At 64.1% G+C, this 17,357-nt stretch carries 15 protein-coding genes and 1 pseudogene; 5 read left to right on the forward strand and 11 right to left on the reverse strand.

The annotated features are described in order from the left end of the window. Positions 1 to 157 precede the first annotated feature (157 nt). Both N0Q91_RS17070 and N0Q91_RS17075 read right to left on the reverse strand, forming a co-directional pair. Positions 158 to 1,552, reverse strand: a complete 1,395-nt coding sequence (locus N0Q91_RS17070) for a M20/M25/M40 family metallo-hydrolase (protein WP_275598147.1) — start codon at positions 1,550 to 1,552, stop codon at positions 158 to 160. A 95-nt stretch (positions 1,553 to 1,647) separates the two neighbouring features. Then, positions 1,648 to 2,091 (reverse strand): MarR family winged helix-turn-helix transcriptional regulator, encoded by a 444-nt coding sequence (locus N0Q91_RS17075; RefSeq protein WP_018093804.1) that lies wholly within the window; start codon positions 2,089 to 2,091, stop codon positions 1,648 to 1,650. A 474-nt stretch (positions 2,092 to 2,565) separates the two neighbouring features. Here N0Q91_RS17075 and polA point away from each other — a divergent pair, with 474 nt between their 5' ends. Beyond that, positions 2,566 to 5,580 carry a DNA polymerase I gene (polA, locus tag N0Q91_RS17080; protein WP_275597007.1) on the forward strand — a complete coding sequence of 1,005 codons (3,015 nt, stop codon included), beginning with the start codon at positions 2,566 to 2,568 and terminating at the stop codon, positions 5,578 to 5,580. A 433-nt stretch (positions 5,581 to 6,013) separates the two neighbouring features. Here polA and N0Q91_RS17085 read toward each other — a convergent pair whose 3' ends face one another. Then, the gene (locus N0Q91_RS17085) at positions 6,014 to 7,018 is read right to left on the reverse strand and encodes a 2-hydroxyacid dehydrogenase (RefSeq protein ID WP_003531928.1); all 1,005 of its coding nucleotides are present in this window, start codon (positions 7,016 to 7,018) and stop codon (positions 6,014 to 6,016) included. A 252-nt stretch (positions 7,019 to 7,270) separates the two neighbouring features. On the opposite strand from N0Q91_RS17085, the pseudogene N0Q91_RS17090 reads away from it, so the two are divergent. Further along, positions 7,271 to 7,773: pseudogene (locus tag N0Q91_RS17090) on the forward strand (SH3 domain-containing protein). Positions 7,774 to 7,789: 16 nt separating this feature from the next. On the opposite strand, the gene N0Q91_RS17095 reads toward N0Q91_RS17090, so the two are convergent. From N0Q91_RS17095 to N0Q91_RS17105, 3 genes are all read right to left on the reverse strand, one after another. After that, entirely contained in the window at positions 7,790 to 8,305 is a 516-nt protein-coding gene (locus tag N0Q91_RS17095) for a P-loop nucleotide/nucleoside kinase family protein (RefSeq protein WP_275597008.1), read from the reverse strand. A 37-nt stretch (positions 8,306 to 8,342) separates the two neighbouring features. Beyond that, positions 8,343 to 9,335 (reverse strand): adenosine kinase, encoded by a 993-nt coding sequence (locus N0Q91_RS17100; protein ID WP_275597009.1) that lies wholly within the window; start codon positions 9,333 to 9,335, stop codon positions 8,343 to 8,345. A gap of 138 nt (positions 9,336 to 9,473) precedes the next feature. Then, positions 9,474 to 9,899: a VOC family protein gene (locus N0Q91_RS17105; RefSeq protein WP_275597010.1), complete on the reverse strand. Its 426-nt coding sequence runs from the start codon at positions 9,897 to 9,899 to the stop codon at positions 9,474 to 9,476. Positions 9,900 to 9,966: 67 nt separating this feature from the next. On the opposite strand from N0Q91_RS17105, the gene N0Q91_RS17110 reads away from it, so the two are divergent. Further along, positions 9,967 to 10,560: a TetR family transcriptional regulator gene (locus tag N0Q91_RS17110; protein ID WP_018093798.1), complete on the forward strand. Its 594-nt coding sequence runs from the start codon at positions 9,967 to 9,969 to the stop codon at positions 10,558 to 10,560. Here the strand turns inward: N0Q91_RS17110 and nth are convergent. After that, complete coding sequence (nth, locus tag N0Q91_RS17115) at positions 10,554 to 11,327, reverse strand: endonuclease III (protein ID WP_275597011.1); 774 nt, start codon at positions 11,325 to 11,327, stop codon at positions 10,554 to 10,556. The genes N0Q91_RS17110 and nth overlap by 7 nt on opposite strands. Before the next feature lie 22 nt (positions 11,328 to 11,349). Between nth and N0Q91_RS17120 the strand changes: the two genes are divergently transcribed. Together N0Q91_RS17120 and N0Q91_RS17125 are read left to right on the forward strand one after the other, a co-directional pair. Then, on the forward strand, positions 11,350 to 11,847 hold the full coding sequence (locus N0Q91_RS17120) for a DUF2244 domain-containing protein (RefSeq protein ID WP_100669902.1): 498 nt from the start codon (positions 11,350 to 11,352) through the stop codon (positions 11,845 to 11,847). A 72-nt stretch (positions 11,848 to 11,919) separates the two neighbouring features. Continuing rightward, positions 11,920 to 12,792 (forward strand): methylated-DNA--[protein]-cysteine S-methyltransferase, encoded by an 873-nt coding sequence (locus tag N0Q91_RS17125; protein ID WP_100669903.1) that lies wholly within the window; start codon positions 11,920 to 11,922, stop codon positions 12,790 to 12,792. Between the two features lie 106 nt (positions 12,793 to 12,898). Here the strand turns inward: N0Q91_RS17125 and N0Q91_RS17130 are convergent, their stop codons facing one another. The 4 genes from N0Q91_RS17130 to N0Q91_RS17145 form a co-directional block, all read right to left on the reverse strand. Continuing rightward, on the reverse strand, positions 12,899 to 13,534 hold the full coding sequence (locus tag N0Q91_RS17130) for a 2,3-bisphosphoglycerate-dependent phosphoglycerate mutase (RefSeq protein WP_018093794.1): 636 nt from the start codon (positions 13,532 to 13,534) through the stop codon (positions 12,899 to 12,901). A 30-nt stretch (positions 13,535 to 13,564) separates the two neighbouring features. Beyond that, a complete protein-coding gene (gene dapB / locus N0Q91_RS17135) occupies positions 13,565 to 14,383 on the reverse strand; it encodes a 4-hydroxy-tetrahydrodipicolinate reductase (RefSeq protein WP_275597012.1) in 819 nt (272 codons plus the stop codon). A gap of 16 nt (positions 14,384 to 14,399) precedes the next feature. Then, on the reverse strand, positions 14,400 to 16,205 hold the full coding sequence (locus tag N0Q91_RS17140; RefSeq protein ID WP_100669905.1) for an ABC transporter ATP-binding protein: 1,806 nt from the start codon (positions 16,203 to 16,205) through the stop codon (positions 14,400 to 14,402). Positions 16,206 to 16,313: 108 nt separating this feature from the next. After that, positions 16,314 to 17,333, reverse strand: a complete 1,020-nt coding sequence (locus N0Q91_RS17145; RefSeq protein ID WP_275597013.1) for a glucokinase — start codon at positions 17,331 to 17,333, stop codon at positions 16,314 to 16,316. Positions 17,334 to 17,357: the final 24 nt, after the last annotated feature.

Genomic DNA, 17,357 nt, shown 5'->3' on the forward strand with positions numbered 1-17,357 from the left:
CACTTTGATTTGTTTTCAAAAAGGGAAGCATCCCAAGGCAGGCAGGTCAAGCAAAGTCGACTTGATATCCGTCAAGCGGGTGCGATTTGTCATTCATGGCCGAAGGCGGTGGACAATGGCCGAACGGTGTTCACCATAGCCCCCCGCCTGCAAGGCGTTACCGCGTGCCGAGTGCGTCCAGAATGCGGACCCACGAGCGGATGCCCTTGTGGAAGGACGCGAGCTCGTATTTCTCATTGGGCGAGTGGATGCGGTCGTCGGAAAGACCGAACCCGACCAGCAGCGATTCCATGCCGAGCATCCGCTGGAAATCGCCGACGATCGGTATGGAGCCGCCCATGCCGATGACCACGGCGGGCTTCGGCCATTCATCCGAAAGTGCCGCCTTCGCCGTGCTCAGCAGCGCCGAATCATAGGGCAGATGAATAGCCGGCGAACCGCCGTGCGCATGAAATTCGACGGAGCAGTCCGCCGGAATTTTCGAGCGCACATAGGCGCGGAAGCTCTCGCGGATCTTTGCCGGGTCCTGCTTGCCGACCAGGCGGAACGAAACCTTGGCGGAGGCTTCTGCAGCGATCACCGTCTTGAATCCTTCGCCGGTATAGCCCCCGGTGATGCCGTTGATCTCCGCCGTCGGCCGTGCCCAGGTGAGTTCGAGCACGGAGCGGCCCCTTTCGCCGGAGGGGATAGAGAGGCCGATCTCGCCGAGGAATTTCTCGGCGGTCTGTCCGAGCGTTTCCCAGCCAGCCTTGATCTCGGCCGGCGTCTCCTCGACGCCTTCGTAGAAATCGTCGAGCGTCACGCGGCCGGTCTCGTCGTGAAGGCCGGCGAGAATCTCGGCCAGGATATGGATCGGGTTCGCCGCCGCGCCACCGAAATAACCGGAGTGCAGGTCGCGGTCCGCCGCCTTGACGACGACCTCCTCGCCGACGAGGCCCCGCAAGCCGGCCGAAATCGCGGGCGTGTCCCGGTCCCACATGCTGGTATCGCAGACAAGAGCGTAGTCGGCCTTGAGTTCACCGGCATTGGCTTCGAGGAAGGGCTTGAGCGACGGAGAGCCGGATTCCTCTTCGCCCTCGAAGAGAATGGTGATGCGGCAGGGCAAGCCGCCACGGGTCTCCTTATAGGCGCGCACTGCCTCGACGAAGGTCATCAACTGGCCCTTGTCGTCGGCCGTACCCCGGCCGGTGATGATTTTGCGGCCGGGCTCGACCTCCTTGACGGAGGGCTCGAAGGGCGGGGTCTCCCAGAGGTTCAGGGGATCGACCGGCTGCACATCGTAATGGCCGTAGAAGAGCAGGTGCGGAGCGTCCGCCTTCTCGGCAGAGTGATGGGCGACGACCATCGGATGGCCGGGCGTGTCGCGTACCGAGGCTTCGAAGCCGATCGCTCCGAGTTCCGCCACCAGCCACTCCGCAGCCTTGCGGCACTCCTCCTTGAAGGCGGGATCGGTGGAAATGGACTTGATGCGGACGAGGTCGAAGAGCCGCTCGAGGCTTTTCGGGAGATTTGCGTCGGCGCGCTCGAGAACCGGGGTGATATCTGCCATTATGCGAATCCTTTTTGGGTTTCGCGGCGAAACTGAGAATCGAAACCCGGCGGCTTTAAGCGAAAACTTTTGATGCAACGATAAATTGTCGGGTGAAATCAGGAGGCGTCGCCGTGGCGCGCCGTATTCGCCAGCGCCATGCGCATATATTCGAGCATCAGTTCTTTCTCGAAGCGGCGAAAGCCGGAAAGCAGCGACTGCTCCGCTGCAGCAGCAGCCTCCTTCGCAGCGGCCTCCATCTTGCGGGCTCGTTCGGTCAGGAATATCTGCTGCGAACGCTTGTCGTTCGGATGCTTGCGGCGGACGATGAGGCCGTCTCGCTCCATTCGGGCGAGCGTATTGGCCATGGTTGCCTGCTCGATGTCGAGCCGGTCGAGAAGCTGTCTCTGAGTCAGCCCTTCCTCGGACCATAATTCCAGGAGGACCGGGAATTGCCCGGGGGCAAAGCCGAGTTTCTGACCGCGCTCCTGCAGGGCGCGCGAGAAACCCCTCGCCAACAAGCTGGCCAGGTAAGTCGCAGATTCCATACGATTGAAGGCCATGTCTATGCCTACGCGGGAAGGAGCGCGAAGACAAGTTACAATGCCTGCAATGAAGCCGAACCCGCGCCGACTTCACGGGGATTTGAGACTGTGTGGCGATACGCTTTCGACTGACGGGCATAGGCAACAAAAAACCGCCACGGCGCGGAGGCTGCGCCGTGGCGGCTCTTTGAAAGCGGGACAAAGGCCCGGAGAGGGGGATGAGGCCTTTGTCCTCATCTGGTGCGGGCGGGGGACAGGCCAATCACCAGACTCACGGCATTGAATGATTGCCGCTCGACATGATTTGTGGAGTCAAATGTGGCATTTCAAGGATAGGGAGACTGAATCGCGCATTACAAATGCGTAACGTTTGCGTGAGTGTTCGGCACCCGAATATCAGGGTTCCGGGAGGCCTTTGTCGCTCCACTTAAATGGGGTAGCGCCGGAAAAGCGCAATGGACCTTTCCCCTGCCTCGCGCTATCCATGGCCGCATGAAAAACGGTGATCATCTCTTCCTCGTCGACGGCTCGGGCTTCATCTTCCGGGCGTTCCACGCCATCCCGCCGCTCAACCGCAAGTCGGACGGGCTTCCCGTCAATGCAGTTGCGGGATTCTGCAACATGCTCTGGAAGCTTTTGACCGACGCGCGCGACACCTCCGTCGGCGTGACGCCGACGCATTTGGCCGTGATCTTCGACTATTCCTCGAAGACCTTCCGCAACGGGCTCTACGACCAGTACAAGGCCAACCGTACGGCGCCGCCGGAGGATCTGATCCCGCAGTTCGGGCTCATCCGCCACGCCACCCGCGCTTTCAACCTGCCCTGCATCGAGAAGGAGGGCTACGAGGCCGACGACCTCATCGCGACCTATGCGCGGCTTGCCGAGGAGGCGGGCGCCGACGTGACCATCGTTTCCTCCGACAAGGACCTCATGCAGCTCGTCACGCCGAAAGTGTCGATGTACGACAGCATGAAGGACAAGCAGATCACCGTTCCGGACGTGATCGAAAAGTGGGGCGTGCCCCCGGAAAAGATGATCGATCTCCAGGCCATGACCGGCGATTCGACCGACAACGTGCCGGGCATCCCCGGGATCGGGCCGAAGACGGCAGCCCAGCTCCTCGAAGAATATGGCGATCTGGACACGCTGCTCGAACGGGCTGGCGAGATCAAACAGCAGAAGCGGCGCGAGTCCATCATCGCCAATGCCGATCTGGCGCGCCTTTCGCGTGAGCTCGTGACGTTGAAGAAGGACACGCCGCTCGACGTTCCGCCCGAGGACTTCAGGCTCGATTCGCAGGACGGCCCGAAGCTCATCGCATTCCTGAAGGCGATGGAATTCACCACGCTCACGCGCCGCGTCGCAGCGGCGACCGATACGGATGCGGAAGCGATCGAACCGGCTCATGTGCCGGTCGAATGGGGCGCGCAGGCGCATGGACCGGATCTGGACGTCGGCGAGGCCGGCGGCCCGCCGCCGTCGCCGCAATCATCGAGCGCGACGCCGCCCAGGGGAAATGCGGCCAGGGCGGCTGTCTCGTTCCTCTCCTCCGGCCAGGATGCCGATACGACCGGCGCGACGCCCGCGGGCCTCGCCGAGGCGCGTGCGGCCTATTTCGGCAAAGCCGCGTTCGATCATTCCGGATATCTCACCATCCGCGATCTCGATACGCTCGAGCGTTGGATCGCCGACGCCCGCGAGGCGGGGCTCGTCGGCTTCGACACTCAGGCGACGTCGCCCGACGCCATGCGCGCCGACCTCGTCGGCTTTTCGCTCGCGGTCGCCGATTACGCAAACGACCCGTCGGGCTCCAGGATCAGGGCGGCCTATGTGCCGCTCGCGCACAAGAGCGGCGTCAGCGACCTCCTGGGGGGTGGACCTGTCGACAGCCAGGTACCGGTCCGCGAGGCCCTTAGCCGGATAAAGGACCTGCTGGAGGACCCGTCCGTCCTGAAGGTCGGGCAGAACCTGAAATACGGCTATCTCGTGATGAAGCGGCACGGCATCGCCATGCGAAGCTTCGACGACACGATGCTGATGTCCTATGTGCTCGATGCCGGCAACGGCGCCCACGGCATGGATTCGCTTGCCGAGCGGTGGCTCGGCCACAAGCCGATCGCCTATAAGGACGTCACCGGCACCGGCCGGTCTTCGCTCACCTTCGACTTCGTCGACATCGACAAGGCGACGACCTATGCGGCCGAGGATGCGGATATCGCGCTGAGGCTTTGGCACGTGCTGAAGCCCCGGCTCGCCGCCAAGGGGTTGACGCGCGTCTACGAGCGACTGGAGCGGCCGCTGATTTCTGTCCTTGCCGGGATGGAGGAACGCGGCATAACCATCGACCGGCAGATCCTGTCACGCCTTTCCGGCGAGCTGGCACAGGGGGCGGCGGCGCTCGAAGACGAGATCTATCGCCTCGCCGGCGAGACATTCACCATCGGCTCGCCGAAGCAGCTCGGCGACATTCTCTTCGGCAAGATGGGCCTTCCGGGCGGCTCCAAGACCAAGACCGGGCAATGGTCGACCTCCGCGCAGGTGCTCGAAGACCTCGCGGCCGCCGGGCACGACCTGCCTCGCAAGATCGTCGACTGGCGGCAGCTGACCAAGTTGAAATCGACCTACACCGACGCCCTTCCCGGCTTCGTGCATCCGGAGACGAGGCGCGTCCACACCTGTTTTGCAATGGCTGCGACGGCGACCGGGCGGCTTTCCTCCTCCGATCCGAACCTGCAGAACATTCCGATCAGGACCGGCGAAGGCCGCAAGATCCGCACGGCCTTCGTGGCGGCGCCGGGACACAAGCTGGTCTCGGCCGACTATAGCCAGATCGAGCTGAGAGTGCTCGCCCATGTGGCCGAGATCCCGCAGCTGCGCCAGGCTTTCGCCGATGGCGTCGACATCCATGCGATGACGGCTTCCGAAATGTTCGGCGTGCCGGTGGACGGCATGCCGAGCGAGATCCGCCGCCGCGCCAAGGCGATCAATTTCGGCATCATCTACGGCATCTCCGCCTTCGGGCTAGCCAACCAGCTTTCGATCGAGCGTTCGGAGGCGGGTGACTACATCAAACGCTATTTCGAACGCTTCCCCGGCATTCGCGACTATATGGAGAACACCAAGGCTTTTGCCCGCGAGAACGGCTATGTCGAGACGATCTTCGGACGCCGGGCCCACTACCCGGACATCCGCTCGTCCAATCCGTCGATGCGCGCCTTCAACGAGCGCGCTTCGATCAACGCCCCGATCCAGGGCTCGGCCGCCGACATCATCCGCCGCGCGATGGTCAAGATGGAGCCGGCGCTCGAAGCGGCAAAGCTCTCCGCGCGAATGCTGCTTCAGGTGCACGACGAGCTGATCTTCGAGGTGGAGGATGGCGAGATCGAGCGCACCATTCCGGTCATCATCTCGGTGATGGAGAACGCCGCTATGCCCGCGCTCGACATGAGGGTGCCCCTCAAGGTCGATGCGCGCGCGGCACACAACTGGGACGAGGCGCATTAAGGCCTTTTGGGATCTGGAATACCCGGCGCCGCTTTGACCGCCTCACCCCTTTGCTCGTCACGGGAATTCAGCCAGACCAGGTCCTTGGGCTGAAAGAACGCTTCCCGCGCCGCAGACGCGGCGCTGCTGGATCCCTGTGACGAGCACAGGGATGAGGGTAGAGAGGGTGCGACCCCTCGGCAAGCTTCATAAACCAGGCTGACCCTTCCCCCGCATATTCGCAAGCGAAAGTTGTAGGAGCCGCACATCCCCGGTCCCTCATTCCTGTGCTTGTCACAGGAATCCAGCCAGACCAAGTCCTTGGGCTGAAAGAAAGCTTCCCGCGCCGCAGACGCGGCGCTGCTCTCATCCCCGTGACGAACACAGGAACGAGGCAGAGAGGATGCGGCCCCTCGGTGGATAGCGCCGCGGCTTTTGCCAAAGTGGTGGTGTTTCAATCCCGTCCCGGAAGGACCCGGTCCGGCGGGCGATGGCCGTCGAAGAAGGTGCGGATGTTGATCACCACCTTCTCGCCCATGTCGATACGGCCTTCCAGCGTCGCCGAGCTCATATGCGGCAGGAGAACGACCTTTCCCTCGCCGGCGAGCTTGATGAGCTTCGGATTGACGGACGGCTCGTTCTCGAACACGTCGAGCCCGGCGCCGGCGATCTTGCCCTCGCGGAGGCTCTTGATCAGCGCCGCCTCGTCGATGATGCCGCCGCGCGCGGTGTTGACGATGTAGCTGTCGGGCCGCATCAGCGCCAGCCGCCGGGCCGAGAGCAGATGATAGGTCGCCGGGGTCGACGGGCAGTTGACGGAGACGATGTCGACGCGGGCGAGCATCTGGTCCAGGCTGTCCCAGTAGGTCGCTTCCAGCATCTCCTCGGTTTCCGGTTTGACGCGGTGGCGATTGTGATAGTGGATCGAAAGCCCGAAGGCCTTGGCACGGCGGGCGACGGCGGTGCCGATTCTCCCCATGCCGACGATGCCGATGCGTTTTCCGGCAATGCGCCGGCCCAGCATCCAGGTGGGAGACCAGCCTGCCCACTCCCCCTTGCGGTCGGTCAGCACCTGTGCACCTTCGGCGAGCCGGCGGGGCACCGCGAGGATCAGCGCCATGGTCATGTCGGCCGTGTCCTCCGTCAGGACGTTCGGCGTGTTGGTGACGGTTATGCCCTTGCGCGCGGCCGCATCCACATCGATGTTGTCGACGCCGTTCGAGAAGGCGGCAATGAGCTTCAGCTGCGGCCCGGCCTGCTCGATCAGAGCCGCATCGATCCGGTCCGTCACCGTCGGCACGAGCACGTCGGCCCGTTTGACCGCGGCGACCAGCTCCGGCTGGCTGCGCGGCGTGTCATCGATGTTCAGCTCCGCGTCGAAGAGCTCACGCATCCTGGTTTCGACGACATCCGGCAGTTTGCGGGTGATGTAAACCGTTGGCTTTTTCTTGCTTGTCATTGCTGTGAGCGGCGCCCTCGTTGACGGGTCCTTAACCAAGTCGGGTGATAGTTCTCCCTACAGCCGCAATTTCTACCAGACCCGGTGGGGAACACAATTGAAACTCGCCGCCCCGTGCGGGGATTTGAAAAGTGCGGGAATCTGCGAGCGCCTGGCCGGTCAGCACCGCAAGGGCTTGCGCCAAGCCCTGCTTACCTTCGGAAGATGAGCTTCGTCATGCGTCACTTCATTTCACGAGTTTCCACCCTCACGATGGCAGCCTTGCTCGGAGCGGTCTTGACGGCCGGCACCGCCCAGGCGCAGGCGGCGAAGGGGCCGAGCGGCCTTCCCCTCCCCCGCTTCGTCAGCCTGAAGGCGAAAAGCGTGAACTTGAGAATCGGCCCGAGCGTCGACTATGCGGTGGCGTTCCGCTATCTCAAATCCGGCGTGCCGGTCGAGATCATTCAGGAATATGACAACTGGCGCCGTATCCGCGACGCCGACGGAACCGAGGGCTGGGTCAACCAGGCGCTCCTCTCCGGCGACCGCACGGCGCTGGCGGCCCCGTGGATGCGCAGCAAGGGAGAGGGTGTTTTCGTCAACATGCGGCGCGATCCGCAGAGCACGGCGCCGATCGTCGCGCGCGTCGAACCAGGCGTCATGCTGCACATCGGCGAATGCAACGGCGACTGGTGCCATGCCGACACGCAAGGGGTCGAAGGCTGGATTGCCCAGAGCGAGATCTGGGCGCCTATCCCGGCGAGGCCTTCAAGTAAGCGGTGCGGGAGGGCGTCAACTCCCCGGTTTTTGGCGTTCGAGCTTCGAAATGAGATCTGCGACAAGCTCGTCGGGGCTCTTCTTCGCGGTGTCGATGACGAGGGGTCGCGATCCCCAATCTTCGTAAACGCGATCGCTAATCTCCTCCCAGCTTGGTTTCGTCAGACCCGGTACGTCGGAAAGCCGCGTTTCCGCGCGCCGGCGATGTTCCGCCTTGTCCGAGCAGACGACCTCCACCTCGACCGCCCGTACCGCCGATCGGTCTGCCACCGCGAGCCAGGCGTCCCGCGTCACGCCCAGGCCATTGACGGAATCCGCGATGACGGTGTGGCCGAGCGTGAGGTTGTCTTCAGCCACCCCGTAGGCCGCTACATATCCTGCGGCCCCGACGACGGAGCCCGGGACGCCCGAAACCCGAATGCATTGCTCGATCGTATCGACGCGCACATGCACCGCGCGCAATCGCTTCGCCAAAGCGCGAGCAATCGTCGTCTTCCCGGATCCGGGCAAGCCTCCCAAGATGATGAGCATGAACGCGCGCTTTCGATTGGCCGGTGGGACGAGCGCCTCAGACGAGAGCTGCCTGCCGGGCAGCGGTTGCAAGCGAGACCAGCGGCCGCGGGCCGATCTGACCTATGACGATACCGGCTGCCAGATTGCCGAGCCTGCTGCACTCCTCGAGCGAGCGGCCGCTGGTATAGCCGAAGAGGAAGCCGGCGGCATAGAGATCGCCGGCGCCGGTGGTGTCGACCACCTGCTCCAGAACGCTCGCGCCGACGCGTACGCGCTCAGCGCCGCGCACGACGACGGAGCCTTCCTCGCTCAGCGTGACCGCCGCAAGCTTGCAGTCCTTGGCCAGCAGCTCGAGCGCGCGGTCGAAGTCCTCGGTCTCGTAAAGCGCGAGCGCCTCCTGCCGGTTGGCGAAGACGATATCGACCGTGCCCGAGCGCATGAGTTCGAGAAACTCGCTCCGGTAGCGATGCACGCAGAAACTGTCGGACAGCGTCATCGCCGTTTCCCGCCCATGGGCGTGGGCGATGCGCGCCGCTTCGCGGATCGCATCCTTGGCACGTGGCGGGTCCCACAGATAGCCTTCGAAATAGGTGACCTTCGACTGGGCGACGACGTCGTCCTCGACGTCCTCCGGGCCGAGCTCGACGCAGGCGCCGAGATAGGTGTTCATCGAGCGCTCGCCGTCCTCGGTCACGAAAATCATCGAGCGGGCCGTCGGGGGATGGCCGTCGAGCGGCTTCGTCTGAAAATGGACGCCCTGCGCGCGGATATCATGGGTGAAGATTTCGCCGAGCTGGTCGTCGGCGACCTTGCCGAAATAGGCGGCGCGGCCGCCGAGGCTCGCGACGCCTGCCGCCGTATTGCCGGCGCTGCCGCCGGAGGCTTCGAGCGCCGGTCCCATTCTCGAATAGAGCAGTTCGGCGCGATCGGCATTGATGAGGTTCATCGCGCCCTTGATGATGCCGTTTTCTTCGAGAAAGCTGTCATCGCAGCGCGCAATGATATCGACGATCGCGTTGCCGATCGTCAGAACGTCGTATTTTGCCATGAACTCCGTCCGGGTTTCCTTGGTGACCGGTGTTCGTTAATAGCGGTTTTCCGGCCATTTGGAAGACGCAACAGCGTTATGCGCTTCTTCAAATGCGGGAAGGCTCCCGCATGCGGCGGAATTCGGAGATGCCGACGATCACGTCGGCAGCGCCTTTGCGTCATAGGCGGCGGCGAACTCGGCGCTTGGCGGGATCGGTTTAATGATGTCGATCATCACGCCGTTCGGATCGGCCGTGATGAAATGACGCTGGCCGAAGTCTTCGTCGCAGATCGGCTTGAGGATGGGCAGGCCCGCGTCACGCATCGTGGCATAGAGCCGATCGGGATCTTCCACCTCGAAATTCAGGAGCAGGCCCTGCACCGGCGCCCGGTGCCGTTCGGGCACCGTCTCATGACGGTAATCGAGCACCGCGAGCGTCACATGTTCGTTTTCGGTCGACTGGAGGTGCATGTACCAATCGCTCACGAAAAGCGCCTCGAAGCCTAGATGCCTGACGTAGAAATCCGCCGTCTGCCGAACGTCCTGCGTCATGATCACCGGATAATAGCTTGTCGATCTCATCTTTCCCTCCGTTTTCCAATCACATACAATCTGCATGTATCCGCTCAATAACATACAGGCTGCATGTATGCAACAGAAAGAACCAAGACGCTCCAACCGGGAACGCTCCGATGCAACCCGCACGGCGATCCTTGATGCCGCACGCGCGCTCTTCGTCTCCAGAGGCTACGCCGAAACGGCGACGCCGGACATCGTTGCCGCAGCCGGGCTCACGCGCGGCGCGCTCTATCACCACTTCGAGGACAAGAAGGCGCTGTTTCGGGCGATCGTCGAACGGGAAGCACGTGACGTCGCGGCGACGATCGAGCAATTGGCCGGTGCTCCCCTCCCGCCCCGTGAGGCACTCCTTGCAGGAGCGGCGGGCTATTTCGACGCCATGGCCGTTCCGGGCAGGGTACGCCTGCTGTTGCTCGACGGGCCGGCCGTGCTGGGCGTCACCGAAATGGCGGCTCTCGACGCCGCCCATGGCGGCAGAACGCTGGAGGAAGGCCTCGCTGCCGCCATGGCTCCGCACCGTCTGGAGGAGAAGACGGTCAAGGCGATGGCATTCCTGTTATCGGCCGCCTTCGACCGCGCTGCGCTCGAGATCGATGCGGGCGCCGCACGGGCCGACTATGCCTACGCCATCGACAGGCTGATCGATCGCCTGATCGCTCAATGAGCGGCGAGCGAGATCGCTTGCGGCGGCAATTCCACGAGCGGGGCCGGGATGTCGCAGGTCTTTTCCGGCGATTTGCAGAGGTCCGCTATCACGCAGCGCTCGCATTCCGGCCGGCGCGCCTTGCAGACGTAGCGGCCATGCAGGATCAGCCAGTGATGGGCGTGGAGCAGATAGTGGTCGGGGATCACCCGCAGGAGGTGGGCCTCCACCTCGTCCGGCGTCTTGCCCGGGGCAAGGCGGATACGGTTGGCGATGCGGAAGATATGGGTGTCGACGGCCATCGTCGGCTGACCGAAGGCCATGGAGAGCACGACATTGGCGGTCTTTCGCCCGACGCCGGGCAGCGTCACGAGCTCCTCGCGCGTGCGCGGCACCTCGCCGCCGAAGTCGGTGATGAGCTTCTCGGAGAGAGCGATGACGTTTTTCGCCTTGTTGCGGTAGAGGCCGATCGTCTTGATATAATCGCGAACCCGTTCCTCGCCGAGCGCCAGCATCTTTTCCGGTGTATCGGCGACAGCGAAGAGCTGCCGGGTCGCCTTGTTGACGCCGGCATCCGTCGCCTGCGCCGAGAGAGCGACCGCCACGACGAGCGTGAACGGATTGACGTGCTCGAGCTCGCCCTTCGGTTCTGGACGCTGCACCGAAAATCGGCGGAAGATTTCCTCGACTTCCGCCCTGCGGTAGGCACTGCGCGGCCCCGTGCGGCGCGTTGTCGCTTTCGCCGGCTTCGGCGCTTGTGGTGGCGATTTGAGCTTCACGTTTTTCATGCTGCATCTATAGTCAAGGGTCATGATCAAAGGCAACGCTGCGCCAAACATCGATGACGAGCCGATCTTTGCGGCCGAACTCACCCCCTACCGCTCGCTGGGACATAGGGGCCTCAAGATTTTCCTGATGATCGCCGGCATCATGAGCCTGATGCACATCGTCGTGTTTCTGGTCATCGGCGCCTGGCCGGTCGTCTTTTTCTTCGGCCTCGATTTCATCCTGCTCTTCGGTGCCTTCTGGCTCAACTACCACACTGCGCGGGCCCGCGAGGAGGTCAGCGTTTCGCGCACCGACGTGTCGGTCAGGAAGTTCGCGCCCTCGGGAAGGATGATCGAGCACCGCTTCAACACCTTCTGGGCGCGCTTCAGCATCAAGCGTCATCAGGAGATCGGCATCGTGTCGATGAAGATCAGTGGCGGCGGCCGGCAGACCGATATCGGCTCCTTCCTCAACCGCGACGACCGCGAAACCTTCGCCGTCGCCTTCGCCCGGGCGCTGGCGACCGCCAGGTCGCGCTGAGCCGGTGGGCCGACAAGAATCGGGTGGTTATAGCATCGCCTGCATGATTATCTGTGGGACAAGGAGATGATCATGAACGTCGTTACATCCATTCCCACCGACATCACCCCGGAAGGCACCGACTACGACACGGTCAGGCGTGTGATCGCGATGCTGACCGAAGACTATCGCGAGCAGCCCTCGCTCGAGTCGCTCGCCCGGCACCTCGGCCAGTCGCCGACACAGCTCCAGAAGGTCTTCACCCGTTGGGCCGGGCTTTCGCCGAAGGCCTTCCTGCAGGCGGTCACCCTCGATCATGCCAAGCGGCTCCTGCGCCAGGAAGACATGCCCTTGCTCGAGACCAGCATCGAGGTCGGTCTGTCAGGTCCGAGCCGGCTGCACGATCTTTTCGTCACCCATGAGGCCATGTCGCCCGGCGAGTGGAAGGCGCGCGGCGCCGGCCTCACCATCCGCTACGGCTTTCACCCCTCGCCCTTCGGCACAGCCCTGGTGATGGTGACCGACCGCGGCCTCGCCGGCCTTGCCTTCGCCGATTCGGGCGAGGAGCGCGCGAGCTTCGAAGACATGGCCGCCCGGTGGCCGAACGCCGCCTATGTCGAGGACAGCGCGGCGACGGCGCGCTATGCGGCACGCATTTTCGACCCCGACCGCTGGTGCGCGGAAGAGCCGCTCCGGATTTTCCTGATCGGTTCGGATTTCCAGATCCGCGTATGGCAGACCCTGCTGCAGATTCCGCTCGGCAAGGCCACGACCTATTCCAAGATCGCCGAAAACCTCGGCCAGCCGACGGCCTCGCGTGCGGTCGGCGCCGCGGTGGGGCGCAACCCGATCTCCTTCGTCGTCCCCTGCCACCGTGCGCTCGGCAAGACCGGCGATCTCACCGGCTATCACTGGGGCCTGACGCGCAAGCGCGCGATCCTCGGCTGGGAGGCCGGGAAGGCTTGAAGGGAGCATTCCTGGTATGATGGGGTAGGAAACAGGCCCCTCCCAAACCCCTGCCCCTTGTGGCGAGGGGTTCGGGAGGGGTTAAAACCCCTGCCATCAAGCGCCCTCAATGCGCCCCGGACATATCCCCGAGCACTTCCTTCGAAGCGACCGTCGAATCCGCGTTCAGCTTGTAGACCATCGGCACTCCGGTCGCGAGATTGAGCTTGAGGATCTGCTCCTTGGTCAGCTTGTCCAGCACCATGACGAGGGAGCGTAGCGAGTTGCCATGGGCGGCGACGAGCACCTTCTCGCCCGAAAGCACGCGCGGCAGGATATCGGTCAGATAATAGGGCCAGACGCGGGCGCCGGTGTCGCGCAGGCTCTCGCCGCCGGGCGGCGGCACGTCGTAGGAGCGGCGCCAGATATGGACCTGTTCTTCGCCCCATTTCGCCCGGGCATCGTCCTTGTTGAGACCGGAGAGGTCGCCGTAGTCGCGCTCGTTCAAGGCTTGGTCGCGGACCGTTTCGAGCGACGACTGGCCGACGGCGTCGAGGACGAGCTGGCAGGTACGCTGGGCCCGGATGAGGACGGAGGTGAATGCGATGTCGAACTTGATGCCGTAATCGGCAAGCGCCTTGCCGCCGGCCTTTGCCTCCTCGATGCCGAGCTCGGTGAGGTCGGGATCGCGCCAGCCGGTGAAGAGGTTCTTCAGGTTCCAGTCGCTCTGGCCGTGCCGGACAAGGACGAGGGTGCCGCTCATTTCGATTTCCTCATTGTGAACTATCGGATGTCAGTCGAGCCCGAGAACGTCGAGCATTGAGTAAAGGCCGGGCTTTTGGCTCCGGCCCCAGAGGGCGGCAGCGACGGCGCCGCGGGCGAAGATGGAGCGGTCGGTCGCGCTGTGCGAAAGCGTGACAATCTCACCCTCTCCGGCAATCACAACCGAGTGCTCGCCGATGACGGAGCCGCCGCGAAGCGTCGCAAAACCGATTGACCCTTCGGGCCGCGCACCGGTGTGGCCGTCGCGGACCCGCACGGAGTGATCCGCAAGACCGATTCCGCGCCCCTTGGCCGCCGCTTCGCCAAGAAGCAGCGCTGTGCCCGAGGGCGCATCGACCTTGTGCTTGTGGTGCATTTCGAGGATCTCTATGTCCCAACCCCGGGCCGGAAGCGCGCGCGCCGCCTTTTCCGTAAGCACGCCGAGAAGGTTGACGCCGAGGCTCATATTGCCCGACTTGACGACGCGGGCATGACGGGCGGCGGCGCGGATCTTCGCCTCGTCATCCGCCGAGCAGCCGGTCGTGCCGATCACGTGGACGATGCGTGCCTGCGCTGCGAGGCCGGCGAATTCCACCGTGGCGGCGGGGGCCGTGAAGTCGAGGACGCCCTCGGCCTCGACGAAGGCCTCGAGCGGCTTGTCGGTAACGGCGACCCCCATCGGGCCGACACCGGCAAGCTCGCCGGCATCCCGGCCGATAACGGGCGATCCGGTCCGCCCGATCGCGGCATGAAGGCTCACCCCGGCCGTCTCGTGAATGATCCGGATCAATGTCTGGCCCATACGGCCGGCCGCGCCGACCACAACGAGCTTCATGTCCGTTTCGTTCATCTGAAAATCCCTTGTGCTACAGAATCTGGGCCTCGGCGACCGTATCCGCTCCGCTGCCCTGGAGATTGTGGAGGCGAGCGTAAAGACCGTCCGGACGCCGCGCAAGCTCCTCATGGGAGCCCTCCTCGACGACGGTGCCCTCCTTCATGACGACGATCTTGTCGGCGTTGACGACGGTGGAAAGCCTGTGCGCGATGACGATGACGGTGCGGCCGCTCATCGCCTCTTCGAGTGCCTTCTGGACGGCCGCTTCCGACTCGGTGTCGAGCGCCGATGTCGCCTCGTCCAGCAGCAGGACGGGCGCGTTGCGGACGAGCGCGCGGGCGATCGACAGGCGCTGACGCTGGCCGCCGGAAAGCGTCACGCCATGCTCGCCGACGGGCGTATCGTAGCCCTGCGGCTGCGCCAGAATGAAATCATGCGCATAGGCCAGCCGCGCCGCTTCCTCGATCTCGGCATCGGTCGCATCGGGCCGGCCGTAGCGGATGTTGTCGCGGATCGAGCCTTCGAAGAGATAGGGCTGCTGCGAGACATAGGCGAGGCCGGCCCGAAGCGATTGCTTGGTGACGCCGGCGATATTCTGGCCGTCGATCAGGATCTCGCCGGACATCGGATCGTAGAAGCGCGGGATCAGGCTGATGATCGTCGACTTGCCGGCGCCCGAGGGGCCGACGAGAGCGGTGGTCTTCCCGCCCTCCGCACGGAAGCTGACGCCTTTGAGTATCTCGTCGCCGGTGCCATAGGCGAAGCGCACGTCGCGCAATTCGACGGTAGCCTCGCCGAGCCTCAGCTCGGTGGCGTCCGGACGGTCGCGCTGGTGCGGCACCGTATCGAGAATCTCGTAAATCATGCGGGCATTGACGGCCGCGCGTTCCAGCGAAACCTGCAGGCGCGCGAGACGGCGAGCCGGATCATAGGCCATGAGCAGGGCGGTGACGAAGGCGAAGAACGCTCCGGGCGGCACGTTGTGATAGATCGTGCGGAAGGCCGCATAGGCAAGCACGCTGGAGATCGCCAGTCCCGCGAAGGTCTCGGTCATCGGCGCCGTGCGCTCGCTCAGGCGCGCGATGCGGTTTGCCCGGTTCTCGGCACGATCGATGATCGACTCGACCTTGCGCCGCAATTCGTTCTCCATCGTGAAGGCCTTGACGATGGTGATGCCCTGGATGGTCTCCTGCATGGCGCCGAGAACCCGGCTGTTGACCTCGACGGCTTCGCGCGTCGCCAGGCGCAGGCGCCTGGAAATGTAGCGGAGCCCGAGGAGCAATGGCGGCGCGACGAAGAAGACGATCAGCGACAGGAGCCAGTCCTTGCTGAACATGACCACGACCAGGCCGATCAGCGTCAGGAGGTCGCGGGCGACGGACGTGACCGTCATGTTGAGCACGTCGCGGATGCCGCTGACGTTCTGGCTGACTTTGGCGGCGAGCTGGGCCGAGCGGTGCTCGTGGAAATAGCCGACGCTGAGCGCCATCAGATGCGCATAAAGCCGGCGCTGATACCGCGCCACGATGTTGTTGCCGATCTTGGACAGGGCGACCGCCTGCCCGTAGGTCGCAAGCCCCCTGAGGACGAAGGCGGCGAAGATCGCACCGCAGATCAGGAGCACGATGTCGGCGCGCCTGTTGGCGAAAGCCTCGTTGACGACCGCCTCCATGATCCAGGCGGTGAAGCCGGTCGTCGCCGCCACCACGACAAGGCATGCGATTGCGAAAGCATAGCCACGAATGTGGTCGCGGCCGTTCTCGGCGATGACGCGCCTGAGGATTCCCGTGATCGTTTCGGAATCGACTGCGCGCTTGTTTCTATCCTTGGCGTTCAATAAGCCCGTCTTCCCTGAGCCCGCTCGCGTACCGCACCCCGGCATCGCTTTCGGGGGCTCTATAGTGCTTTGCTGCCGTTTTGGCGAGTCTCTGCGCCGGGCGCAGCGTCACCTTCTCCAGCGGCGTCCCTCCATTGCAACACCGAAGTCCCTCGGCGTGCGGGCAAAGGCCGCGAGGCCGGAGAGCGCCGCCATGGGGTGAATGACGGCGAAGGTCGGAATCGTCCGCATCAACGCCGAATGCGGCGCCTTGTCCTCGAAGGCCGCGCGAAATTCGGGTTTCGTCAGTGCCGGCAGTATCTTCTGCGAAATGCCGCCGGCAAGGAACACCCCGCCGCGCGCCATGAAGATCAGCGCCATGTCGCCGGCAACGCGCCCGAGATAGGTCGCGAAGAGCGACACGGTTTCGACCGCCGCCGCATCGGCGCCGGACAGGGCGCTCGTCGTCACGGCCGCCTGATCCGCAAGAACCGCTTCCTCGCCATTGGCCGCGCAGACCGCGCGATAGAGATTCATGATGCCGCGGCCGCACAGGATCTGCTCGCCGGCCATACGTCCCTCGATCGGTTCGAGGAAGGGCCAGATCCGGAAGTCGCGCTCCGTTCGGGGGCCAATATCGACATGACCGCCCTCGCCGGGCACGGGTATCCAGGTATGCTGCGCATAGACCAGTCCAGCGACGCCCAGACCGGTTCCCGGGCCGAGCACGACGCGCGAATGGAAGGGCCGGACGGCGCCGCCGCCAATCTGAACGACATCCTGATCGGCCGGCGCGGCAATGGCGAGCGCCTGGGCCTCGAAGTCGTTGATGACCAGCACGTCCTCCAGTCCGAGGCTGGCCAGCATGTCCTTCGGGCGAATCACCCAGCCGGCATTCGTCAGCGGTATCTCGTCGCCCTTGATCGGCCCGGCTACGGCGAGGATCGCCGAGCGCGGCTGGACGGAGGTCTTGTCGAGGATGCTTTTCTGCATCGCCTCCTCGATCGTGGCGAAATCGCCCGTTCTGATCGGGGCAAGCTGCTTCGGTTCGCCGTAGGCGTCGATGAGCAATGCGAACCGGGCATTGGTGCCGCCGATGTCGCCGATCAGGATCGGGAAGGGAAAGCTGAGTTCACTCGCATTGGGCATGGCAGAGGTCCGTCCTGATCGCGG

The organism is Sinorhizobium prairiense, assembly GCF_029201645.2.
Taxonomy (GTDB): Bacteria; Pseudomonadota; Alphaproteobacteria; order Rhizobiales; family Rhizobiaceae; genus Sinorhizobium; species Sinorhizobium meliloti_A.

Coding starts and splice junctions, on each gene's coding strand:
- N0Q91_RS17100 (WP_275597009.1), bottom strand. CDS start 9,335: ATGGCAAAATACGACGTTCTGACGATCGGCAACGCGATCGTCGATATC.
- N0Q91_RS17095 (WP_275597008.1), bottom strand. CDS start 8,305: ATGCTCATCATCTTGGGAGGCTTGCCCGGATCCGGGAAGACGACGATT.
- N0Q91_RS17145 (WP_275597013.1), bottom strand. CDS start 17,333: ATGCCCAATGCGAGTGAACTCAGCTTTCCCTTCCCGATCCTGATCGGC.
- N0Q91_RS17105 (WP_275597010.1), bottom strand. CDS start 9,899: ATGAGATCGACAAGCTATTATCCGGTGATCATGACGCAGGACGTTCGG.
- N0Q91_RS17130 (WP_018093794.1), bottom strand. CDS start 13,534: ATGAGCGGCACCCTCGTCCTTGTCCGGCACGGCCAGAGCGACTGGAAC.
- N0Q91_RS17110 (WP_018093798.1), top strand. CDS start 9,967: ATGCAACAGAAAGAACCAAGACGCTCCAACCGGGAACGCTCCGATGCA.
- dapB (WP_275597012.1), bottom strand. CDS start 14,383: ATGAACGAAACGGACATGAAGCTCGTTGTGGTCGGCGCGGCCGGCCGT.
- N0Q91_RS17125 (WP_100669903.1), top strand. CDS start 11,920: ATGAACGTCGTTACATCCATTCCCACCGACATCACCCCGGAAGGCACC.
- N0Q91_RS17075 (WP_018093804.1), bottom strand. CDS start 2,091: ATGGCCTTCAATCGTATGGAATCTGCGACTTACCTGGCCAGCTTGTTG.
- nth (WP_275597011.1), bottom strand. CDS start 11,327: ATGAAAAACGTGAAGCTCAAATCGCCACCACAAGCGCCGAAGCCGGCG.
- N0Q91_RS17120 (WP_100669902.1), top strand. CDS start 11,350: ATGATCAAAGGCAACGCTGCGCCAAACATCGATGACGAGCCGATCTTT.
- N0Q91_RS17085 (WP_003531928.1), bottom strand. CDS start 7,018: ATGACAAGCAAGAAAAAGCCAACGGTTTACATCACCCGCAAACTGCCG.
- polA (WP_275597007.1), top strand. CDS start 2,566: ATGAAAAACGGTGATCATCTCTTCCTCGTCGACGGCTCGGGCTTCATC.